We start from the raw sequence: 19,060 nt of genomic DNA, 5'->3' as shown, positions 1-19,060 counted from the left end.
ATCAAGGCACCGGAGCTCCGACGTGTTCAGACAGGGCCGGCAGGAAGGGCGGGGCCAGATCGGGGGCCCAGAAAATTCGAAAACCTAGGATGACATTCGAATGCTCCGTCAAAGACCTCCCGTTGTCCCATTTCTGACCCTGTGGCGACTCCTGTCACTGGGTCTCGTCACAGCCTTGATGGGCGGCTTCCTGGTGGGCCTGGCCCAGCCCGCGCATGCGGTTGTTCCCGGAGAGCAGCGGGTGATGACCTGGAACATGGCCCATACGCCGAAGGCCTGGCAGAACGCCTACAACTACGCCCTCATGTACGACATCGTGGCGTTGCAGGAAATGCCGATGTCCGCGATCTCGGCCGCAAACGTGGTGAACGACGGAGAAATTCTGGTCCCCGGCACCAGCTACCGGATCGAAAGGAAGAGGCTGACTTCCCGACTGGGCTACCGTTCGGACATTTACCTCACCTATGTCGAGGACAGTCTCCGGCCGCAGATGTACCGTCTCGGATTCATGACGCACCGTCGGCCGGAAAGCGTAGAAATCGTAGAGACGCAATTCGCCAATACGCGCCCGGGGCTCGTCATTGTCGACGGCACCGGCGCCGATGCCATGACCTTCGGCTCCATTCATGCGATCTCCCCCGGCGGGGCCAACGGGAGCGAGTTCGTCAACGCGGTCGCAGGGCGGGCGGGAGCCCTGAGTGCAGGGCGATGGGCGGTCCTGGGTGACTACAACCGCGAGCCGGGAACCATGGACGATCTCCCCGCGAACAGCCTGACGCACTCCACCGCCCCCGATGTCCGCACCTTCCGGGCCGGCGGGCGGTACGACTACATGGTCGCCTCACAGCTGTTCAGCGACTGGAACATCGTCGGTCGGGCCGACACCACTCACGACAGCGACCACTATCCGGTGTTCTTCGGCGGCCTTCAGGCCGGAGCCGATCCGGGAGTTCCGTACTGGCTGACGGGTGGGACCTCGGAGAACTCCGCCTCCTGGACGATCGGCGTCGACCAGGCCCGGCTGGAGGACGACAGCATCGGCGAGGACGCCCCGTTCGTCCTGCAGAACATCCGCGCGAAGAACGGGAGCCAGGTCCTGTCACCGTTCGGAGCGATCGACATCAGCGGGAAGAAATACTCACTGCTCCTGCTCGCGAGATCCCTGAAATGTCTCACTATCGCTCCCGACGGCACCGGAAAGATCGTTCACAAGAATTGCCAGACGGGTCAGAAGGAGAGCCAGCTCTGGCGTTTCGACAGTGATTCCGGGCAGTTGGTCAACCCCGAGGGATTCACGATCGCCCCGGAGAATCAGCGAGTCGGTTCGGGACTTCTCGCGGTGTCTCAGGGCACGACTCCCACCTGGAAGTGGAAGACGAGGTTGTTCAAGGGTTGCCCACCGTCCTCGGCCGGCAACGCGACGGTGGCCTCGGCGCTGAACGTTCCCGTCCTGTCCGACGGGCAGACGCCCTTGCCTGGCCCGGAGCCCGATCCCTGCACAGCGGTACCGACAGTGGTGTCGATGGGTGACAGCTACATCTCCGGCGAGGCCGGCCGGTGGGCCGGCAACGCGGACGCCTCTGCCGACGGCTCGGTGTGGGGCACCGACCGCTCCGCCGTGGGCTGCAACGCCGGCGAGAGCAGCTGCACCCACGACCTCACGCGGGTGTACGGCGACACCTCCTACGCAGCCAAGCCCGACGCGGCGTGCGACCGGTCGGACTCCGCCGAGATCAACGGTGTGGCCGTGCCCGGCGCGAAAACCGTCGACCGGGTCAACCTGGCCTGTTCCGGAGCGACCACGGCCGACGTCCTGACCACCGCGTTCAAGGGGGAGCGCCCGCAGATCGAGCAGCTGCGCGACCTCACCGCCACACGTGACGTCTCCACCGTGGTGCTGTCCATAGGCGGCAACGACCTCCAGTTCTCCGACATCGTGAAGGAGTGCGTCAAGGCCTACCTCGCCCCGGCCGTGAACAACAACGGCTGCCGGGCCGTCAAGCAGGCCTACTTCGACGCGGCGTTGGGCGCGGTCGAGGAGGACGTGGTCAAGAGCATGACCGGGATCCGTGACGTCCTGCGCGACTCCGGGCAGTCCGACGACAGCTACCGCATCGTGCTCCAGTCCTACCCGAACCCGCTGCCCAAGAGCTCCGAGTACCGCTACCCGGAGAACTCCTCCAACCCGTTCGAGAAGTACGGGCGTTACACCAAGGGCGGCTGCCCGTTCCTCGACAAGGACAACGACTGGGCCCGCGACCACGTGATGGCGAACATCACCGCGATGCTGAGCCGCGCCGCCACACGGGCAAAAGTCTCGTTCCTGGACCTCCAGGATGCCTTCGCCGGGCACGAGTTGTGCTCCACCTCCACCCAGCAGGCCACCTCGGCCAACAACTCGACCGCGCCCCTGGACGCCGCACAGGCCGAATGGATCCGCTGGGTCCCCTACCTGATCGACACGGACATCCCGTGGACGGCCCAAGGCCACCAGCAGGAGGCGATCCACCCCAACTACTACGGCCAGCAGGCCCTCTCCGCCTGCCTCACCAAGATCCTCGCCGACCCCGACACCGGACCGGTCACCTCACGCTGCACCGGCGGTTCGGGCTCCTCCCCCGGCGGCCTGGACGACACCAGCCAGGTCCTCGCCAAGGGCAACCGCCGCACCGGTCTGGGCGGTGACCTGCCGGACTGGAGCAAGGCCGGCTACCGGGGCGGGCAACGGCTGCCCGGCCCCGCGGAGCGCTCCAACGACCCGCGCTGCGAGATCACTCCCCAGGTCCTGGCCGACCATTACAACGTGAAGGCCGACGACGGCCAGGACGACACCGCCGGCATCCAAAAGGCCATCGACGACATCCGCACCACCTGCACCCCCAACGCCTCGCCCACCAAACTCTCCTCGATCGAACTGCCCAAGGGCACCCTGGAGGTCAGCAAGCAACTGGCCGTCGACGCCTCCTACCTCGTCATCCGCGGCCAGGGCACGAAAGCCGACAGCGGCACCAAGATCGTGTTCCGGCCGGACAGCGCGACCAGGTACGACACCCTCTACCAGGGCAGCCGCTGGGACCAGGACTCGATGCGCTACGTATGCCAGGGCACGATCGGCTCCATCACCGGCACCGGCGGCTGGATCTGGCCCGGACGCGGCCTGTTCCGCGTGCAGACCCGCGAGGTGTCGGCCAAGCACCAGCGCATGTGCGGCAGCATCTCCGCGATCCCGGAGAACCGCCGGGACCTGTTCGAGGGATCGGTCAACCAGCACTGGGAATCGGGCGTCACCCTCGCCGAGAACACATCCACTCCCGGATACGCCGCACGGGAGGGCGACAGCACCATCCAACTCAACGGCGCCGCCGACATGTCCGTCTTCAAGCCGGGCGGCTACCTGTGGGTCGGGGCGGCCAACAGCATGAAGTTCTACCAGAGCCAGCAAATCGACACCGCCGGGCAACTGGGCAGCCTGGAGGACCTGCACATGCGCCAGCAGGTCTTCACCATCTCCTCCGTCGACAGCACCCGACGCACCGTCACCATCGACAAGCCGCTGGAGTTCGACGTCCCCGTCAACTCCGTCTCCGACGGCTCCGCGCCCATAACCCCAGGGGGTCCCGCCTACTCCAGCAAGGTCACCCCGCTCAAGATGATCACGGACGTCGGGTTCGAGGACTTCACCTTCACCCAGCAGATGGACGGCCTGACCGCCAAGTGCGTCGACCTGACCCCCAACTGCGCCACCCACAACTACGGCAACCTCGCCCCCGACGCCGCCATGCACGGCATCGTCTTCAAATGGGCCGCCAACAGCTGGGTCCGCGGAATCAGGGGCGAGATGACCGGCTCCCACCCCGTCGTCACTGAGGTCGCCAAGAACCTCCAGATCGAGAACAACTACTTCGACGGCGCCTGGAACAAGGGCAAGGGAGGCAACGGATACCTGCGCGGCTCCCGCGTCTGGGACTCTCTCTACGCCTTCAACACCACCCGCGACCTACGCCACTTCACCTTCCAGTGGTCCTCCTCCGGGAACGTAGCCTTCGCCAACGACTTCGACTCCGACCTCAACCTGCACGGCGGCTGGGAACGCCGCAACCTCTTCGACAACAACACCGTCCACGTCCCCTACAACCACTCCTCCAGCAGCTGCAGCGCCAACTGCGGCGGTGAAGGAGGCGTCGGCGACAAGGGCACCTGGTGGCCGATCTACTGGAGCGCCGGCAACAAGGCCGTCAAGTGGTCCGGCTCCAGCGGCCCCCAGAACGTCTTCTTCAACAACGGCCTGACCAAACAGACCACCAAGAACGGCCCCTACGCGCTCTACCAGCCCTACTCCACCCGCGGCCGTGCCTACCAGTTCGGCTCCGCCGAGGACTCCCCGCGCTCCTTCAAACACCTCGACTACGGAACCGGCAGCTTGCCGCCCATCGACACCAACCCCATCCAGGACTGGGCCGGCTACGAGAACGACAGCTTCACCTCAGGACTGGGCGTCAACAACAACTACCAGGACAGCGGGGACTCCCTCTTCCTGAAGTCCTTCCGACGCTGACCGTCACCGACCCGCAACCGAAGGCCGTGCCGCCGTCCGATCAGGCGGCACGGCCTTCGGCCGCCGATGACAACCCCGGCTGAAAGTCTCGGCATCCCGAGACCGGTCAGGCCGTGGCGCAGGTGCAGCAGGGGCCCCAAGGTCCGGCCGAGGGCCACGGACGGCACGGTGGTGAGGCCGCCCGCCGACGGGATGACGGTGTTCATCGGCCCGAACAACAGCAAGCACCACCTGATCGTCGATCGCCACGGCGTTCCGCTCGCCGTCACACTGACCGGCGGGAACCGGCACGACGATCGGTTAGGCGGCCTTCAGCTGGGTGAAGCGGAGGCGGTTGCCGAACGGGTCGCGGAGGCCGCAGTCGATTCCGTAGTCACGGTCGGTGGGCTCCTCGGTGAACTCGACGCCCTGGGCGAGCAGCGTCTCGTACGTCTTGCGGCAGTCGTCCGTGGTGAGGATGAGCCAGCCGCCCATCGCGCCCTTGGTCACCAGTTCGCGTACCTGCTCCGCCGTCTCCTCCGACATGGCGGGGGCGCCCGGCCGCTCCAGCAGGATCTGGCGCTCCGGGTGGCCGGGGACGCTGACGGCGAGCCAGCGCATGAAGCCCATGTCGACATCGGCGGCGACCTCCAGGCCGAGCTTGCCGACGTAGAAGTCGAGGGCCTGGTCCTGGTCGAGGACGTAGAGCTGCGAGTGCGTGATTGCTGTGAACATGTGCTCAACGCTAGTGGGCGGGCCCCGGGAAAACTTATCCGGAACTGCTCGGTCGCCCCGCCTCCGCGGCGTCCCGTCGATCGGTCGCAGCGGCGCTCGGCCGCGTCCACGCCATCGTGAAGCACGTGGGGACGCCCGTGGGTACGGATTCCTTGCGGTACGTCCTCGGTGAGCGGCCGACGATGTCGCTGAAGGTACGGCTGAAGGTGCCCGTGCTGCCGAAGCCGACCTCGAAGCAGATGTCCGTCACGCTGCGGCCGGTCTCCCGCAGGAGGAACATCGCGCGCTCCACCCGGCGGCGTTGCAGGTAGCGGTGGGGCGTCTCGCCGAACGTGGCGCGGAAGGTGCGCGAGAAGTGCGCCGGGGAGACATGGGCGATCCGGGCCAGGGCGGCCACGTCCAGCGGCTGCGCGTACGCGCGGTCCATCGCGTCCCTGGCCCGGAGCATCCGGCGGTTCGACTCCTCTGCGGCGCGGCTCACCCCGCCATCACACCACGCCCACCCCGCCACCGGCCCCCGGCTGTCCCGCCTGTCCCACGGGTGCCGCCTGCGGCGCCTTCCTGTCCCCCCGCACCAGCACGAGCACCGCCACTCCCGCGACGACTCCCACCGCACCGGCCACCACGGCCGCCGTGTTCAGCCCCGAGGCGAACGCCGCCCGCAGCGCGTGTTCCGGCACCCCGGCCGCGCGCAGCCCCGGCGCACCGCCGCCCGCGAGCGTGTGGGACCGCCCCGCGCCCAGCGTCCCGCCCATCCGCGAGGTCAGCACCGTCCCGAACACGGCCACCCCGAAGGCGTACCCGAGCTGCCGGAACGTGTTGACCGCGCCGCCCGCCATGCCCGCCCGCTCCGGCGGTACGGAGGCGAGTGCGGCGCCCGCGAGGGCCGGGGAGACCAGGCCCGTGCCGATGCCCGCGACGATCAGCCCCGGCAGCAGCGCCGGCCACGAGGAGCCCGCGCCCAGCACCGCCTGGCCGAGCGTGCCGACGCCGATCAGTGCGAGCCCGACGCCGATGGCCGCCCCCGGCCTCACCCCGTGCAGCAGCCGCCCGCCGACGGCCGCCACCACGAACGCCGTCGCGGCCAGCGGAAGCACCGCCAGACCGCCCTGCACCGGGCTGAGTCCGAGCACGGTCTGCAACCAGATCGAGGTGTACGGCAGGACGGCGAAGGCGGACGCGTTGAACGCGAGCGCCCCGGCCATCACCCCGACGAAGCCGGGCTCACGGAACAACGACATCTCCAGCAGCGGGTGTGCGACGCGCCGCTCGACGAGCACGAAGCAGAACAGGGCGAGTGCCGCGATCCCGAACGTGGAGAGCGTGCTCACCGACGTCCAGCCCTGACTGCCCGCCCGTACGACGGCGTACGTGGCCGCCCCCGCGAACACCGCGAAGGCCGCGGTCCCCGCCCAGTCGATCCGCCGGCCCCGCTCGGCGCGCGACTCGGGCACGGTCCGGGCCGTCAGCCAGATCGCGGCCACGCTGACCGGCAGGTTCACGAAGAAGATCCAGCGCCATCCCGGCCCCTCGGTCAGCAGCCCGCCGGCCACCGGACCGATCGCGGCGGCGGCGCCGCTCACCGCGCCCCACAGCCCGAGCGCGACGGACCGCTCCTTGCCCCGGTACACCGAGGCGAGCAGCGGCAGCGTGGTCGCGAACATCGCGGCGGCGCCCACCCCTTGGACCCCGCGCGCGGCCACCAGCGCGGTCGGCGAGGAGGCCAGCCCGCAGGCCAGCGAAGCGGCGGCGAAGAGCACGACGCCCGCGACATGGACCCGCCGCCGCCCGAGCAGATCGGCTGCGGCACCGATGCCGAGCAGCAGCGCCGCGAGCGCGAGCGCGTACCCGTCGATGACCCACTGGAGATCGGAGAGCGACGCATCCAGCGCCCGTGCCATGTCCGGCAGCGCCACGATGACGATCGTGACGTCGAGCAGCAGCATGAACGTCCCGAGACAGACCGCGGTGAGCGGTCCCCACTTACGCATGAGATTCCCCCTGTACAGCTTCCCTGTGGTCGGCGACCACTCCCGTACGATCGGACGGCCGCGACCGGAATCCCCAGCCAGGAACCCGAGAGCGACGGAATCCGACACGAGGGGGGCCTACTGGTATGGAATCCAACGCCGGGTACGACGTCATCGACCTCCGTCTCCTGCACGCGCTGGAGCTGGACGCCCGCGCGCCCTTCAGCCGGATCGCCACCGTCCTCGGCGTCTCCGACCAGACCGTGGCGCGGCGTCTGCGCAGGCTGCGCGCCGAGGCGGGGCTGCGGATCGTCGCGGTCCGCTGCGCGGCGGCCGAGGACTCCCTCGACCACTGGCTGCTGCGCGTGCGCTGCGCCCCCGAGGGCGCGATGGCCATCGCGGAAGCCCTGGCGAAGCGCCCCGACACGGCCTGGATCGGCCTCACCTCCGGCGGTACGGAAGTGATGTGCATGGCCAACGCGCGCACCCGGGGCCACGCCGACGACCTGCTCCTCGGCAGGCTGCCGCGCACCCCGCACATCGTCGACATCCGCGCCCACCAGTTGCTGCACCGCTTCTACGGCGGCCCCTCCGGCTGGCTCCACAAGAGCGGCGCGCTCACCACCGAACAGGCCGCCGCCCTCACCGTCACGCCCCTTCCCGGTCCCCCGGGCCCGGCCGTCATCTCCGCCGAGGACGAGCCGCTGGTCGCCGCGCTGGAGGAGGACGGCCGGGCCACGTACCCCGAACTCCAGAAGGCGACGGGCCGCTCCGAATCGGCGGTCAGGCGCCGGCTGGCCCAACTCGTCGCCTCGGGCGCGCTGTACATCGACGTCGAGTTCGACTCCGGCTACTTCGGCTTCCGCAACCACACCATGTTCTGCATCACCGCCGCCCCCCGCGCCCTCCACACCGTGGGCGAGGCCCTGGCCGCCCACCCGGAGATCGCGTACGCGGCGGCGACGACGGGCTCGTCCAACCTGATGGCGGTCACCATCACCCGCGACACCGGCCATCTGTACCGCTACCTGAACGAGAGCCTGGGCCGGCTGGAGGGCGTCGAGCACGTGGAATCGATGCCGTTCCTGCGCCACGTCAAACAGCTGACGTACCGGCCGTTCCGGGGCTGAGGGCGGTGGCTCTGACGTCTCCCCCGTCTTGCGCGGTGGTCCGGGCCCGGAACATGAGCACCGGGCCGTGGGAAACCCCACGGCCCGGTGATCAGTCGGCAGTAGCCCGTGCCGCGCGGCCGACGGCTGTCAGTCCCGCTCCTCCGGCGGCTCGTAGTACTCGTTCTCTATGAAGTCGCCGGTCCTGCTGCCGTCCGGATTGAGCTTCCAGGCACCCTTGATGTACTTCGAGTCGATCCCGCCGGGGAAGGCGATCTCCTTCTCGTTGGCATGGGGACTGTTGGCCCCGAAGGTCCCGTTGACATCGATTCCGCCCGGGGCGTCGATCTCGTAGACCCAGTCCTGACCGTAGAAGGGCTTCGGGTTCTTCTCCGTTGTCGTCGAGACGAACGCGGAGTCCTTGTTGTTCTTGACGTAGTCGTACAGATCCGTGTTCTTCGGGTCCTTCGGCTCGAAGTCGTCGACGAAGATGTCCTCCGGCGGACGGTCGTCGAAGCGGTACAGGGGCTCGTCCGTGTCACGCCAGTCCAGCTTGGGCTTGATGCCCGTCGTGTCGACGTCCGTGACCGCGACCTCGGGGTGCGGGTTGGCATTCGGACGGTCGCACCCGTCCGCCTTCGGCTCGGGCTCGGGCTCGGGGTCCGGGTCGTCCTCGATCGGCGGGGGCGGCGGGTCCGTGAGCCCAAGGGCATTGCTGACCCTGCCCTCCGCCTCCTGGTACGTGTCGAAACCGGCGAGGGAGGATCCGGAAACGCTCGCCATCAGGCCAATCGGCGAGGGCGCCCCCGAGCCGGCCGCGAGCGTGGTGCCGCTGACGGTCACTCGCGTACGGGTACCGGCCGAGGCGAGCGTGTAGCGCCCGCTGCCCGGACCACCGGTGGTCACCCTGCCGCGGAGGGCGGCGTTGTCGTCCCGGCAGTCGTCTTCGTCGTCATCGTCATCATCGTCGTCGTCATCGTCGTTGCAGAGCGAGATCAGACGGGGGCCCGCACCGCCGATACTGCTGTGACCGCCGCTGACCGCGGAGCCACCAGTGGCCGCCGCACCGCCGGACGAGGAGCCCTTGTCCTCGTCCTCGCAGTCGTCGTCGTCCTTGTCGTCATCGTCATCGTCGTCGTCATCGTCGTTGCAGAGCGAGATCAGACGGGGGCCCGCACCGCCGATACTGCTGTGACCGCCGCTGACCGCGGAGCCACCGGAGGTCGCCGCGCCACCGGAATCGGACGAACCGCCGTCGTCGGACGAACCGCCGGACGAGGATCCGTTGTCCTCGCAGTCCCCGTCATCGCCACCGGAGTCGCTGCCACCGGAGGCTGCTCCACCGGAGTCGCTGCCACCGGAGTTGTTCCCCCCGGACTTCCCGCCGCTGCTGCCGCCGGACGAACCGCCACTGCTGCCACCGGACGAACCGCCGCCGATGAGACCACCGATCAGACCGCCACTGAGCAAACCTCCACTGAGCAAACCGCCAATGGAATTCCCGCCGGAGGCGCTACCACCGGAGTTGTTGCCACCGGACTTCCCGCCGCTGTCGCTGCCCCCGGAGTCGCTACCGCCGGAGTCACTGCCACCCGAGTCGCTGCCCCCAGAGTCGCTACCGCCGGAGTCACTGCCACCGGAATCGCTACCACCAGAGTTGTTGCCGCCGGACTTCCCGCCGTCGGAACCACCGCTGTCGGAACCACCACTGGAGTCGCTACCGCCGGAGTCGCTTCCACCCGAGTTGTTGCCACCGGACTTCCCGCCGCTGCTCCCACCGTCAGAACCACCACTGTCGGAACCACCGCTGTCGGAACCACCAGCGGAGTCGCTACCACCGGAATCGCTACCGCCGCTACTGCCACCGGCGGAGCCACCACTGGAGTCGTCTCCACCGGAGTCACTCCCACCGCTGTTCCCGCTACCGCCGGAGTGGCTGCCGCCGGAGTTGTTGCCGCCCGACTTCCCACCGCTGCTGCCGCCGGAGTCACCACCGTTGTTCCCACCACTGTGGGAACCACCAGCGGAATCACTGCCACCGGAGTTGTTCCCCCCGGACTTCCCACCACTGCTGCCACCGACGGCTCCACCACCGGAGTCGTCACCGCCGGAGTCGTCACCGCCGGAGTCGTCACCGCCGGAATCGTCACCGCCGGAGTCACTCCCACCGGAGCTGCCGCTGTTGCCACCCGAGTCGTCACCGCCGTCGTCACCCGAGCCTCCGCCCGAGTGACCGCCGCTGTCACCACCGGAGCTGCTGCCGGAAACGACCCCGCCTTGACTACCGGAATCGTCACCCGAGCTGCCGCCCCAGTCACCACCGCTGCCACCGCTGCTGTCGCCACCCGAGTCACCGCCACTGCCACTGCCACTGCCACCACTGCCACTGCTGCCGCCGCTGCCACCGTTGCCGCCACCGGAAGCACCCTTGCCCGGACCGCCGTCGTCCCCGGCGACCGTGTGGCTGGAGCAGTTGTCGCCCCCGCCGAGGGTGCAGACGGCTTCCTGGAGGCGGCCCGTGACCTGGCCCCCGACACCGCTGAGCGTGAGCGCGCCGATGATCGCCACGACCAGGCAGATCAGGCCGAGGTACTCGACCGACGTCTGGCCGCGGTTCCGGCGCCACGTGATCAGGTGCGGGATCGACGGGAGTGCGTCACGTCGAAGACGCGTGCGCGTCCGGCGCGGCCTCACGGCCCGCTGCTCCGAAGGAAGTTCGAACCAGGACCGGCTGACACCCGCGCTCGCCATCGCCAACAGAACACCCGGCAGGAGCAGTTGGGTGAGTCCGCGGGTCGATCCCCCGTACAGGTTGACGATGCCGCCGATCAACAGCCATGCCTGGAGGGCGATCAACGTGAACCAGACCGCTTTTCCACCGGTCCACAGATTCCGCGCCAGGATCAGCGCGACGATCCCCGGCGCCATCGCGTACAGCGCCATCAGGCTGAGGGTCGGCGTGATGTGCCTGCCCAGGTCCAGCAGCGAATCGAGGACACCGACAGCGCCCAGCAGTGTCAGGCCGAACATCAGATGGAGCAGAACACGCGTGACGGCAAGTGAGCGAGGCAACTCCCAACGATGTGTGGGTGTGCCGGCCCGGAACTCCAGGCCCTTCGTGTCGGACAACGGGAAAACCCTTCCACCCACTACTGATGAAGCCCGGCCCCCCCGATCCAGCCGTGACGCGTATGACGCCACGTTATGTACGCGCAAGACCCAATCCGAAGGGTCTGCGGGCCCACCCGGAGGCCCAAAACGGGCCCACGACGTGGCCTTTCACTCCGCGACCATGAGCGGACCAGGTCAGTCGTGCCGCGGAGTACCGCGTCGCGCACGCCCGTAGACCGGTCGCCGACATGCGGGAGTCCTTACGGTTCCCGGCGGCCGGGCCCGTGCAGAATCTTCCGGGTGGACGAGATCTTCGGCTCTTCGTCGACGTCGACGACGTACGTATGTCGCGGGGCCGAGGCCGTACGCCGGGACTGCTGCCGCGTACCGCCCAGGGGCCCGCGCTACGGGAAGGCCTGGCGGTCGGTGTGATCCATTTCGTTCTGCTCATCGTGTGCGCGGTCGCGATCTACCTCTCGTGCGAGTGGTTCGTCAACGCGGTGGAGTGGCTGGGGCAGCGCCTCGACGTGGGGAAGATGGCGGTCGGCACGATCCTGGCCGCGTTCGGCACGGCACTGCCGGAGTCGGTGGTGACGCTGGTCGCGGTGACCACGGGCGCCGACGAGGAGGCCAAGAACATCGGTGTCGGTGCGGCGATGGGCGGACCGCTGGCGCTGTCCACGGTCGCCTACGGCGTGACCGGCGGGATGCTGCTCCTCAAGCGCCGCAGGGAGCGCGGTACGGAGCCGGACGGCAGCGGCGGCGGGCGCGCCACCGCGCTGGGGGACGCGAAGGACATGAGGCGGCTGGCCAAGGACCAGAAGTGGTTCCTGCCGATCTTCGTGGTCAAGGTCGCGCTCGGCCTGGTCGCCTTCGCCTTCAAGCCCGTACTCGGCGCGCTCTTCTTCGCCGCCTACGCCGTCTACTTCTGGCGCGAGATCCGCAGTGACGACGACGTCGGGGAGGCCGAGGAGCTGGAGCCCCTGAAGCTCCGGCCGAGGGCCGCCGCCCCGGAGACGTGGGCCGTCGTGGTCCAGACCCTGGCCACCCTCGCCGTCATCTTCCTCGCGTCCCAGCTGTTCGTGAGGCAGCTCGACGCGATCGGCCCGATGCTCGGGCTCTCGGCCGCGGTCACCGCGCTGCTCCTGTCTCCGATCGCGACGGAGCTGCCCGAGATCATGAACGCGATCATCTGGGTCCGCCAGGGCAAGACGCAGCTCGCCCTGGCGAACATCTCCGGCGCCATGATGATCCAGGCGACCGTCCCCAGCGGCCTGGGGCTGATCTTCACCAGCTGGAGGTTCGACGGGGCCCTGCTCTGGGCGGGGCTGATCACCATGGCCGCGATCGTCTATCTCCTGCTGACGATGCGCGCCCACCGGCTCACCCCGGGGCGGCTGGCGGTGGCGGCGCTCTTCTACGCCGCCTTCGGCCTGGGGCTCGTTCCGATCCTGGCCTGACCCGCCCGCCCGGCGGTTTCCCTCAGCGCACGTCGACGAAGTCGACGGCGGAGGTGGCGGCGCCGGTGGTGGACCAGCCGCCGAAGCTCCAGCGCCAGTACCCGTCGGCGGACGCCTTGACAGTGGTCTTCAGTGCGCCCGAGGAGCTCGACTTCGCCGTCTTGACCGTGGTGTAGGCGGAGCCGCCCTTCTTGCGGAACTGGAGCTTGACCGTCGCGGCGGCGACGCCGGTGTACGTGTGCTTCACCCAGTCGGCGCGCTTGAGGCTGCCCGTCACGGTGAGCGTCCCGCCCTTCTTCACCGGCTCCGGCGAGGCGTTGACCGTGGCCTTGGCCCACCGCCTGATCTGCACACCGCCGGGGGCGGTCGTGTACTGCTCCTTCTTGGGCTGCCCGTTGGCGCCCCAGAGCTTCGTCGCGACGCCGATCTTCCAGGTCGTCGCGTCGTTGTTCGAGTCCAGGCGGTAGCGCGGCTCGATGTACAGCGTGCCTTCGCAGTCCGAGATCCGGGCGGCCGTCTCGTAGCAGGTGTAGCTCGCCTGGAGGCTGCCGTTCAGCGCACCCTTCTCGGCGGTGGTGCCGTGGTAGAGGTAGGGCTCCGCGTCCCACGCACTGAAATCGGCCGTGCTGTACCCGGCGGGAAGGTGGACCCGGAAGGTGATCCGCGGCTCCTTCACGTCCGACGTTCCCACCACGACGGGCTTGCCGCCGTTCACGACGATCCCCGTCACCGTGATCCCGGTGCCGGCGGCCTGCGCCGTCGGAGCCGTGAACGCCGAGAGGACGAGGGCCCCCGCGAGTACGGTCACGGCCCCGGTTCTGCTGCCTGTCTTCATTCATACCTCGCTGGGCTCGCTGCCTGAAGAACTGAGGACCCGCCCGGCCCGACCGTCACCGGCCGACCGGCCGAATGACCAGCCGGCCGGCCGACGACCCGTCGACCGGCGGAGCGGCAGGCTACCAGCGGGCCGGCCGGGCGTTCCCGGCAGGGTGATCATGGAAATCCTCCGGGCCCGGCAGCCGCGTCGGCCGGGGGCCCGGCCGTCCCCCACGTGACCGACTCCACCCCCCACTCCGTTCGAACTCCCGTAACAATGGCCCCGTGATCACTTCGCCCGCACGGAGCACGAACCGACGCGCCGAGCACGCCGCGACGCCGTACGTCGACCTCTCCCGAGCGGAGTGGAGCGCGCTGCGGGACAAGACGCCGCTGCCGCTGACCGCAGAGGAGGTGGAGCGGCTGCGCGGGCTCGGGGACGTCATCGACCTGGACGAGGTGCGGGACGTCTATCTGCCGCTCTCCCGGCTCCTCAACCTGTACGTGCAGGCCACCTCCGAGCTGCGTGGCGCGCTGAACACCTTCCTCGGGGACGCGGGCAACGGGCAGGGCGCGCAGCGCGGCACCCCGTTCGTCATAGGCGTCGCGGGCAGTGTCGCCGTGGGGAAGTCGACCAGCGCCCGTATCCTCCAGGCGCTGCTGGCCCGCTGGCCGGAGCACCCGCGGGTGGAGCTGGTGACGACGGACGGGTTCCTGCTGCCGATGAAGGAGCTCCACGCGCGCGGGCTGATGTCGCGCAAGGGCTTCCCGGAGTCCTACGACCGGCGCGCCCTCACCCGTTTCGTCGCCGACATCAAGGCGGGCAAGGACGAGGTGACGGCCCCCGTCTACTCGCACCTGATCTACGACATCGTGCCCGGCGAGCGGCTCACCGTGCGGCGCCCCGACATCCTCATCGTCGAGGGGCTGAACGTGCTCCAGCCCGCACTGCCCGGCAAGGACGGCCGGACCAGGGTCGGGCTCGCCGACTACTTCGACTTCAGCGTGTACGTGGACGCGCGGCCCGAGGACATCGAGACCTGGTACCTCAACCGCTTCCGCAAGCTGCGCGCGACGGCGTTCCAGGACCCGTCGTCGTACTTCCGCAAGTACACCCAGGTCTCCGAGGCGGAGGCGATGGAGTACGCGGCGACGATGTGGCGGACCATCAACAAGCCCAATCTGGTGGAGAACGTCGCGCCGACCCGGGGCCGTGCCACCCTGGTGCTCCGCAAGGGCCCCGACCACAAGGTCCAGCGGCTGTCCCTGCGCAAGCTGTGAGGCGCGGGAATCACCTGAGGAGCCCGTTGTGCTGCATCTGCGTCTGCTCGTCCCCGCCGCGCGAACCGACGAGGTGACGGACCTGCTGGAGCGGACCGTCGGCACCGCCCACCTCGTGGTGCTGCCGGGGGCCGCGCGTGATCCGGTCGGTGACATGGTGCTGTGCGACGTGGCGCGCGAGGCGGGCGACGAGCTGATCGCGGAGCTGCGGCGGCTCGGGGTCGACAGGTACGGGTCGATCACCCTGGAGAACATGGACCTGACGCTCTCGGCGCGCGCCGACCGGGCCGAGGAGGAGGCACCGGGCGAGGGCGCGGACGCGGTGCTGTGGGAGGAGCTGACGGAGGCGACCCACGAGGAGTCGACGTTCAGCGTCACCTATGTGTCGTTCCTCGCGGTCGCGACGATGCTCGCCGCCTGCGGTGTGATGCTCGACAACGCGATCCTGATCGTGGGCGCGATGGCGGTGGGCCCGGAGTTCGGCCCGCTGGCCGGGATCTCCACGGCGCTGGTGCAGCGCGCCCCGCGCCTGGTGTGGCGCTCGCTGTGGGCGCTGGTCGGCGGCTTCGCCGTCGCGATGGTGCTGACGGCGGGCTTCGCCTGGCTGATGGACGCCTTCGGGCTGTTCGACGCCGCGATGATCGAGGCGAAGCGGCCCAATACGGCGTTCGTCTGGCAGCCGGACTGGCTGTCGTTCGTGGTGGCGTTCCTGGCGGGCATCGCCGGGACGCTCTCCCTGACCTCGGCGAAGTCCGGGGCGCTGATCGGGGTCGCGATCTCGGTGACGACCGTGCCGGCCGCCGCCAATGCCGCGGTGGCGTTCAGTTACAGCGACTACCAGCAGATGACCGGCTCCACGCAGCAGCTGGCGGCGAACCTCGGCGGCATCGTGCTCGCGGGGACGCTGACGCTGCTGGCGCAGAAGGCCCTGTGGCGGACGGCGACGCGCCACCAGCGGGCCCACATGAAGCCTCCCGCTCCCCGCACGCAGGCGTAGGCAGGCGTGCGGTGAGCGGGCGGCCCCTCATGGCTCTCGCCGCTAACCCAGCGCGGACTTCACCACGTCGGCCAGCCGGCCGGCCACCGCGCGCGCCTGCTCGATGTCGGCGGCCTCGACCATGACCCGTACCAGCGGCTCCGTGCCCGACTGGCGCAGCAGCACCCGTCCGGTGGCGCCCAGCTCGCGTTCGGCCTCGGCGACGGCCGTGGCCAGCTCCGGGGAGGTGGCCACCCGGGACTTGTCGACGTCCGGCACGTTGATGAGCACCTGCGGGAGGCGCTCCATCACACCGGCCAGCTCGGCGAGCGTACGGCCGGTGGCGGCGACCCGTGCCGCCAGCATCAGGCCGGTCAGTGTGCCGTCGCCGGTCGTGGCGTGGTCCAGGACGATGACGTGGCCGGACTGCTCGCCGCCCAGGGCGTAGCCCTCGGCCTTCATCGACTCCAGTACGTAACGGTCACCGACCGCGGTCTGGACGAGCTGGATGCCCTCCCGCTCCATGGCGATCTTGAAGCCGAGGTTCGACATCACGGTGCCGACCACGGTGCCCTTGCGGAGCTGTCCGGCGTCCCGCATGGCGAGGGCGAGGACGGCCAGGATCTGGTCGCCGTCGATCTCCTCGCCGGCGCTGTCCACGGCCAGGCAGCGGTCGGCGTCGCCGTCGTGCGCGATGCCGAGGTCGGCGCCGTTCTCGACGACGGCGGCGCGGAGCAGTTCCAGGTGCGTGGAGCCGCAGCCGTCGTTGATGTTCAGGCCGTCCGGGTCCGCGCCGATCGTGACGATCTCGGCCCCGGCGCGGGCGAACGCCTCGGGCGAGACACGGGCGGCGGCGCCGTGCGCCTCGTCGAGGACGACCTTCAGGCCGTCGAGCCGGTTGGGCAGTACGCCGATGAGGTGAGCGACGTAGCGGTCGAAGCCCTCGGCGTAGTCGCTGATCCGGCCCACTCCGGCCCCGGTGGGACGGGCCCACGGCGCGCCGGTGCGGTGCTGCTCGTAGACCGTCTCGATGCGGTCCTCCAGCTCGTCGGCGAGCTTGTGGCCGCCGCGGGCGAAGAACTTGACCCCGTTGTCCGGCATCGCGTTGTGGCTGGCGGAGAGCATCACGCCGATGTCCGCGCCCAGCGCACCGGTGAGGTAGGCCACTGCCGGGGTCGGCAGCACGCCGACGCGCAGGACGTCGACGCCCGCGCTGGCGAGGCCCGCCACCACGGCGGCCTCCAGGAACTCTCCGGAGGCGCGGGGATCCCGGCCGACCACGGCCGTCGGCCGGTGGCCCTCGAAGGTGCCCACTTCGCCCAGCACGTGCGCCGCAGCGACCGAGAGGCCGAGCGCGAGCTCAGCCGTCAGGTCCGCATTGGCGACACCGCGCACGCCGTCCGTGCCGAAGAGTCGTCCCACTGGTGTCCTCCGAAGGTGCTCCGAAACGCAAAAAACAGACCAGACAATCCACGGGCGTATGAACGTCTTATGCCGTTATATGCCCGAGGCTGTCAATAAACGAACGCCCCGGCAGCACGAGGTGTGCCGCCGGGGCGAACGGGTAACGCGAATGAGCAGGCGGTTTAGCGCTTGCTGTACTGCGGGGCCTTACGGGCCTTCTTGAGACCGGCCTTCTTGCGCTCGACCGCACGGTCGTCGCGGGAGAGGAAGCCGGCCTTCTTCAGCGTGGCGCGGTTGTTGTCCTCGTCCGCCTCGTTGAGCGAGCGGGCGACGCCGAGGCGCAGGGCACCGGCCTGACCCGAGACGCCGCCACCCGAGATGCGGGCGATGACGTCGTAGCGGTTGTCGAGCTCGAGCACCTTGAAGGGCTCGTTGACTTCCTGCTGGTGCACCTTGTTGGGGAAGTAGTCCTCAAGGGTGCGACCGTTGATCTTCCACTTGCCGGTGCCCGGGACGATCCGGACGCGGGCGATGGCGTTCTTGCGACGGCCAAGGCCGGCCGCGGGCTGCGGGTCGCCGAAGCGGCCCACGAGCGACTCCGAGGTGTACTCGCCCTCGACGGGCACCTCGGACTCGAAGGTGGTCACCTCGGCGAAGGTCTCTTCGCCCTCGGTGACCTCGGTGCCCTCGACGGGCGTCTCTGCAGTGGTCTCGGCCACGATTCTCCTCAGATCTTTCTGTACGTCTTAGGGGGAGGCCGGAACTACTGCGCGACCTGGGTGATCTCGAACGGGACCGGCTGCTGCGCAGCGTGCGGGTGCTGGTCACCCGCGTAGACCTTGAGCTTCGAGATCATCTGGCGACCCAGAGTGTTCTTGGGGATCATGCCCTTGATGGCCTTCTCGACAGCCTTCTCGGGGTTCTTCGCGAGAAGCTCGTCGTAGCGCACGGAGCGCAGGCCGCCCGGGAACCCGGAGTGGCGGTAGGCCATCTTCTGGGTCTTCTTGTTGCCGGAGAGGTGAACCTTCTCGGCGTTGATGATGATGACGAAGTCGCCCATGTCCATGTGGGGGGCGTAAATCGCCTTGTGCTTGCCTCGGAGGAGGTTCGCAGCCGTGGTGGCCAGACGGCCGAGGACGATGTCCTCCGCGTCAATGATGTGCCACTGGCGAGTGACATCGCCGGGCTTGGGGCTGTACGTACGCACTTCGTAGCCTTCGCTTCTTCAGTGGATGGGGTCCAGACACACGGCACCTCTGAAGCGACCATGCAGCTGGGGCCCACAATGCCGGGACGCTGCCCGTATGCGAGCCACTGGTAACTGCTCCAGAGAACCTACGTAAGGGCCCTTCGCGTGAGAACGACGAAGCCAATACGTATAACAATCCCCGACAGTACCCGTCACGCCCCGGACGGGTCAAAACGCGCCCCCGGGAACGGTTCCTGCCCCGGTCCGGGCCAGGGCTTCCGTCCTCAATCGCCGGACGGGCTGGTTTTGTGCGGGTGCCCCGCAGGGTGGCGCCTGGCCTGCGGGTGGGGGTCCGGTGCCCCTCCGGGGCGTCTCCTCGGACGACGAACGTGCGGCGGGTACGCGGACGGACCCGGGTCTGTGTTCGTCGTCCTGCGGGGACTCCCCTGCACGGCCCCGAACCCGGCCGTCCCGC

At 69.3% G+C, this 19,060-nt stretch carries 13 protein-coding genes and 1 pseudogene; 6 read left to right on the top strand and 8 right to left on the bottom strand.

Going from position 1 to position 19,060, the window contains the following annotated elements:
* Positions 1-244: 244 nt before the first annotated feature.
* Positions 245-4,555, top strand: a complete 4,311-nt coding sequence (locus ACIO3R_RS25285; RefSeq protein ID WP_402108908.1) for a hypothetical protein — start codon at positions 245-247, stop codon at positions 4,553-4,555.
* Positions 4,556-4,759: 204 nt separating this feature from the next.
* A pseudogene (locus ACIO3R_RS25280) lies at positions 4,760-4,849 on the top strand (IS5/IS1182 family transposase); the annotation flags it as partial.
* Between the two features lie 6 nt (positions 4,850-4,855).
* Here the strand turns inward: ACIO3R_RS25280 and ACIO3R_RS25275 are convergent.
* From ACIO3R_RS25275 to ACIO3R_RS25265, 3 genes are read right to left on the bottom strand one after another with little or no spacing between them, the layout of a single operon-like run.
* The gene (locus ACIO3R_RS25275; protein ID WP_385028713.1) at positions 4,856-5,269 is read right to left on the bottom strand and encodes a VOC family protein; all 414 of its coding nucleotides are present in this window, start codon (positions 5,267-5,269) and stop codon (positions 4,856-4,858) included.
* Positions 5,270-5,303: 34 nt separating this feature from the next.
* On the bottom strand, positions 5,304-5,750 hold the full coding sequence (locus ACIO3R_RS25270; protein WP_385028716.1) for a helix-turn-helix domain-containing protein: 447 nt from the start codon (positions 5,748-5,750) through the stop codon (positions 5,304-5,306).
* A gap of 7 nt (positions 5,751-5,757) precedes the next feature.
* Positions 5,758-7,260 (bottom strand): MFS transporter, encoded by a 1,503-nt coding sequence (locus tag ACIO3R_RS25265; RefSeq protein ID WP_402108905.1) that lies wholly within the window; start codon positions 7,258-7,260, stop codon positions 5,758-5,760.
* Between the two features lie 125 nt (positions 7,261-7,385).
* On the opposite strand from ACIO3R_RS25265, the gene ACIO3R_RS25260 reads away from it, so the two are divergent.
* Positions 7,386-8,369: an Lrp/AsnC family transcriptional regulator gene (locus ACIO3R_RS25260; protein ID WP_402108902.1), complete on the top strand. Its 984-nt coding sequence runs from the start codon at positions 7,386-7,388 to the stop codon at positions 8,367-8,369.
* 129 nt (positions 8,370-8,498) lie between these two features.
* Here the strand turns inward: ACIO3R_RS25260 and ACIO3R_RS25255 are convergent, their stop codons facing one another.
* Positions 8,499-11,378 carry a hypothetical protein gene (locus ACIO3R_RS25255; RefSeq protein WP_402108901.1) on the bottom strand — a complete coding sequence of 960 codons (2,880 nt, stop codon included), beginning with the start codon at positions 11,376-11,378 and terminating at the stop codon, positions 8,499-8,501.
* Between the two features lie 509 nt (positions 11,379-11,887).
* On the opposite strand from ACIO3R_RS25255, the gene ACIO3R_RS25250 reads away from it, so the two are divergent.
* Complete coding sequence (locus ACIO3R_RS25250) at positions 11,888-12,919, top strand: sodium:calcium antiporter (RefSeq protein ID WP_402109259.1); 1,032 nt, start codon at positions 11,888-11,890, stop codon at positions 12,917-12,919.
* A 22-nt stretch (positions 12,920-12,941) separates the two neighbouring features.
* Here the strand turns inward: ACIO3R_RS25250 and ACIO3R_RS25245 are convergent, their stop codons facing one another.
* A complete protein-coding gene (locus ACIO3R_RS25245; RefSeq protein WP_402108898.1) occupies positions 12,942-13,727 on the bottom strand; it encodes a hypothetical protein in 786 nt (261 codons plus the stop codon).
* A gap of 293 nt (positions 13,728-14,020) precedes the next feature.
* Between ACIO3R_RS25245 and coaA the strand changes: the two genes are divergently transcribed.
* Positions 14,021-15,016: a type I pantothenate kinase gene (gene coaA, locus ACIO3R_RS25240; RefSeq protein WP_385028731.1), complete on the top strand. Its 996-nt coding sequence runs from the start codon at positions 14,021-14,023 to the stop codon at positions 15,014-15,016.
* 28 nt (positions 15,017-15,044) lie between these two features.
* Positions 15,045-16,013 (top strand): DUF389 domain-containing protein, encoded by a 969-nt coding sequence (locus ACIO3R_RS25235; RefSeq protein WP_402108895.1) that lies wholly within the window; start codon positions 15,045-15,047, stop codon positions 16,011-16,013.
* A gap of 42 nt (positions 16,014-16,055) precedes the next feature.
* On the opposite strand, the gene glmM is transcribed toward ACIO3R_RS25235, so the two are convergent.
* The 3 genes from glmM to rplM form a co-directional block, all read right to left on the bottom strand.
* Positions 16,056-17,414 (bottom strand): phosphoglucosamine mutase, encoded by a 1,359-nt coding sequence (gene glmM / locus ACIO3R_RS25230; RefSeq protein ID WP_363022036.1) that lies wholly within the window; start codon positions 17,412-17,414, stop codon positions 16,056-16,058.
* A gap of 164 nt (positions 17,415-17,578) precedes the next feature.
* Positions 17,579-18,115 (bottom strand): 30S ribosomal protein S9, encoded by a 537-nt coding sequence (gene rpsI / locus ACIO3R_RS25225; RefSeq protein ID WP_123461078.1) that lies wholly within the window; start codon positions 18,113-18,115, stop codon positions 17,579-17,581.
* A gap of 44 nt (positions 18,116-18,159) precedes the next feature.
* Positions 18,160-18,603: a 50S ribosomal protein L13 gene (gene rplM / locus ACIO3R_RS25220; RefSeq protein ID WP_024490227.1), complete on the bottom strand. Its 444-nt coding sequence runs from the start codon at positions 18,601-18,603 to the stop codon at positions 18,160-18,162.
* Positions 18,604-19,060: the final 457 nt, after the last annotated feature.

Origin of the sequence: Streptomyces sp. NPDC087428, from assembly GCF_044744085.1 — a bacterium.
Lineage (GTDB): Bacteria > Actinomycetota > Actinomycetes > Streptomycetales > Streptomycetaceae > Streptomyces.
The sequence above is the reverse complement of the archived record's forward strand: the minus strand, read 5'-3'. Positions and strand labels throughout refer to the sequence as shown.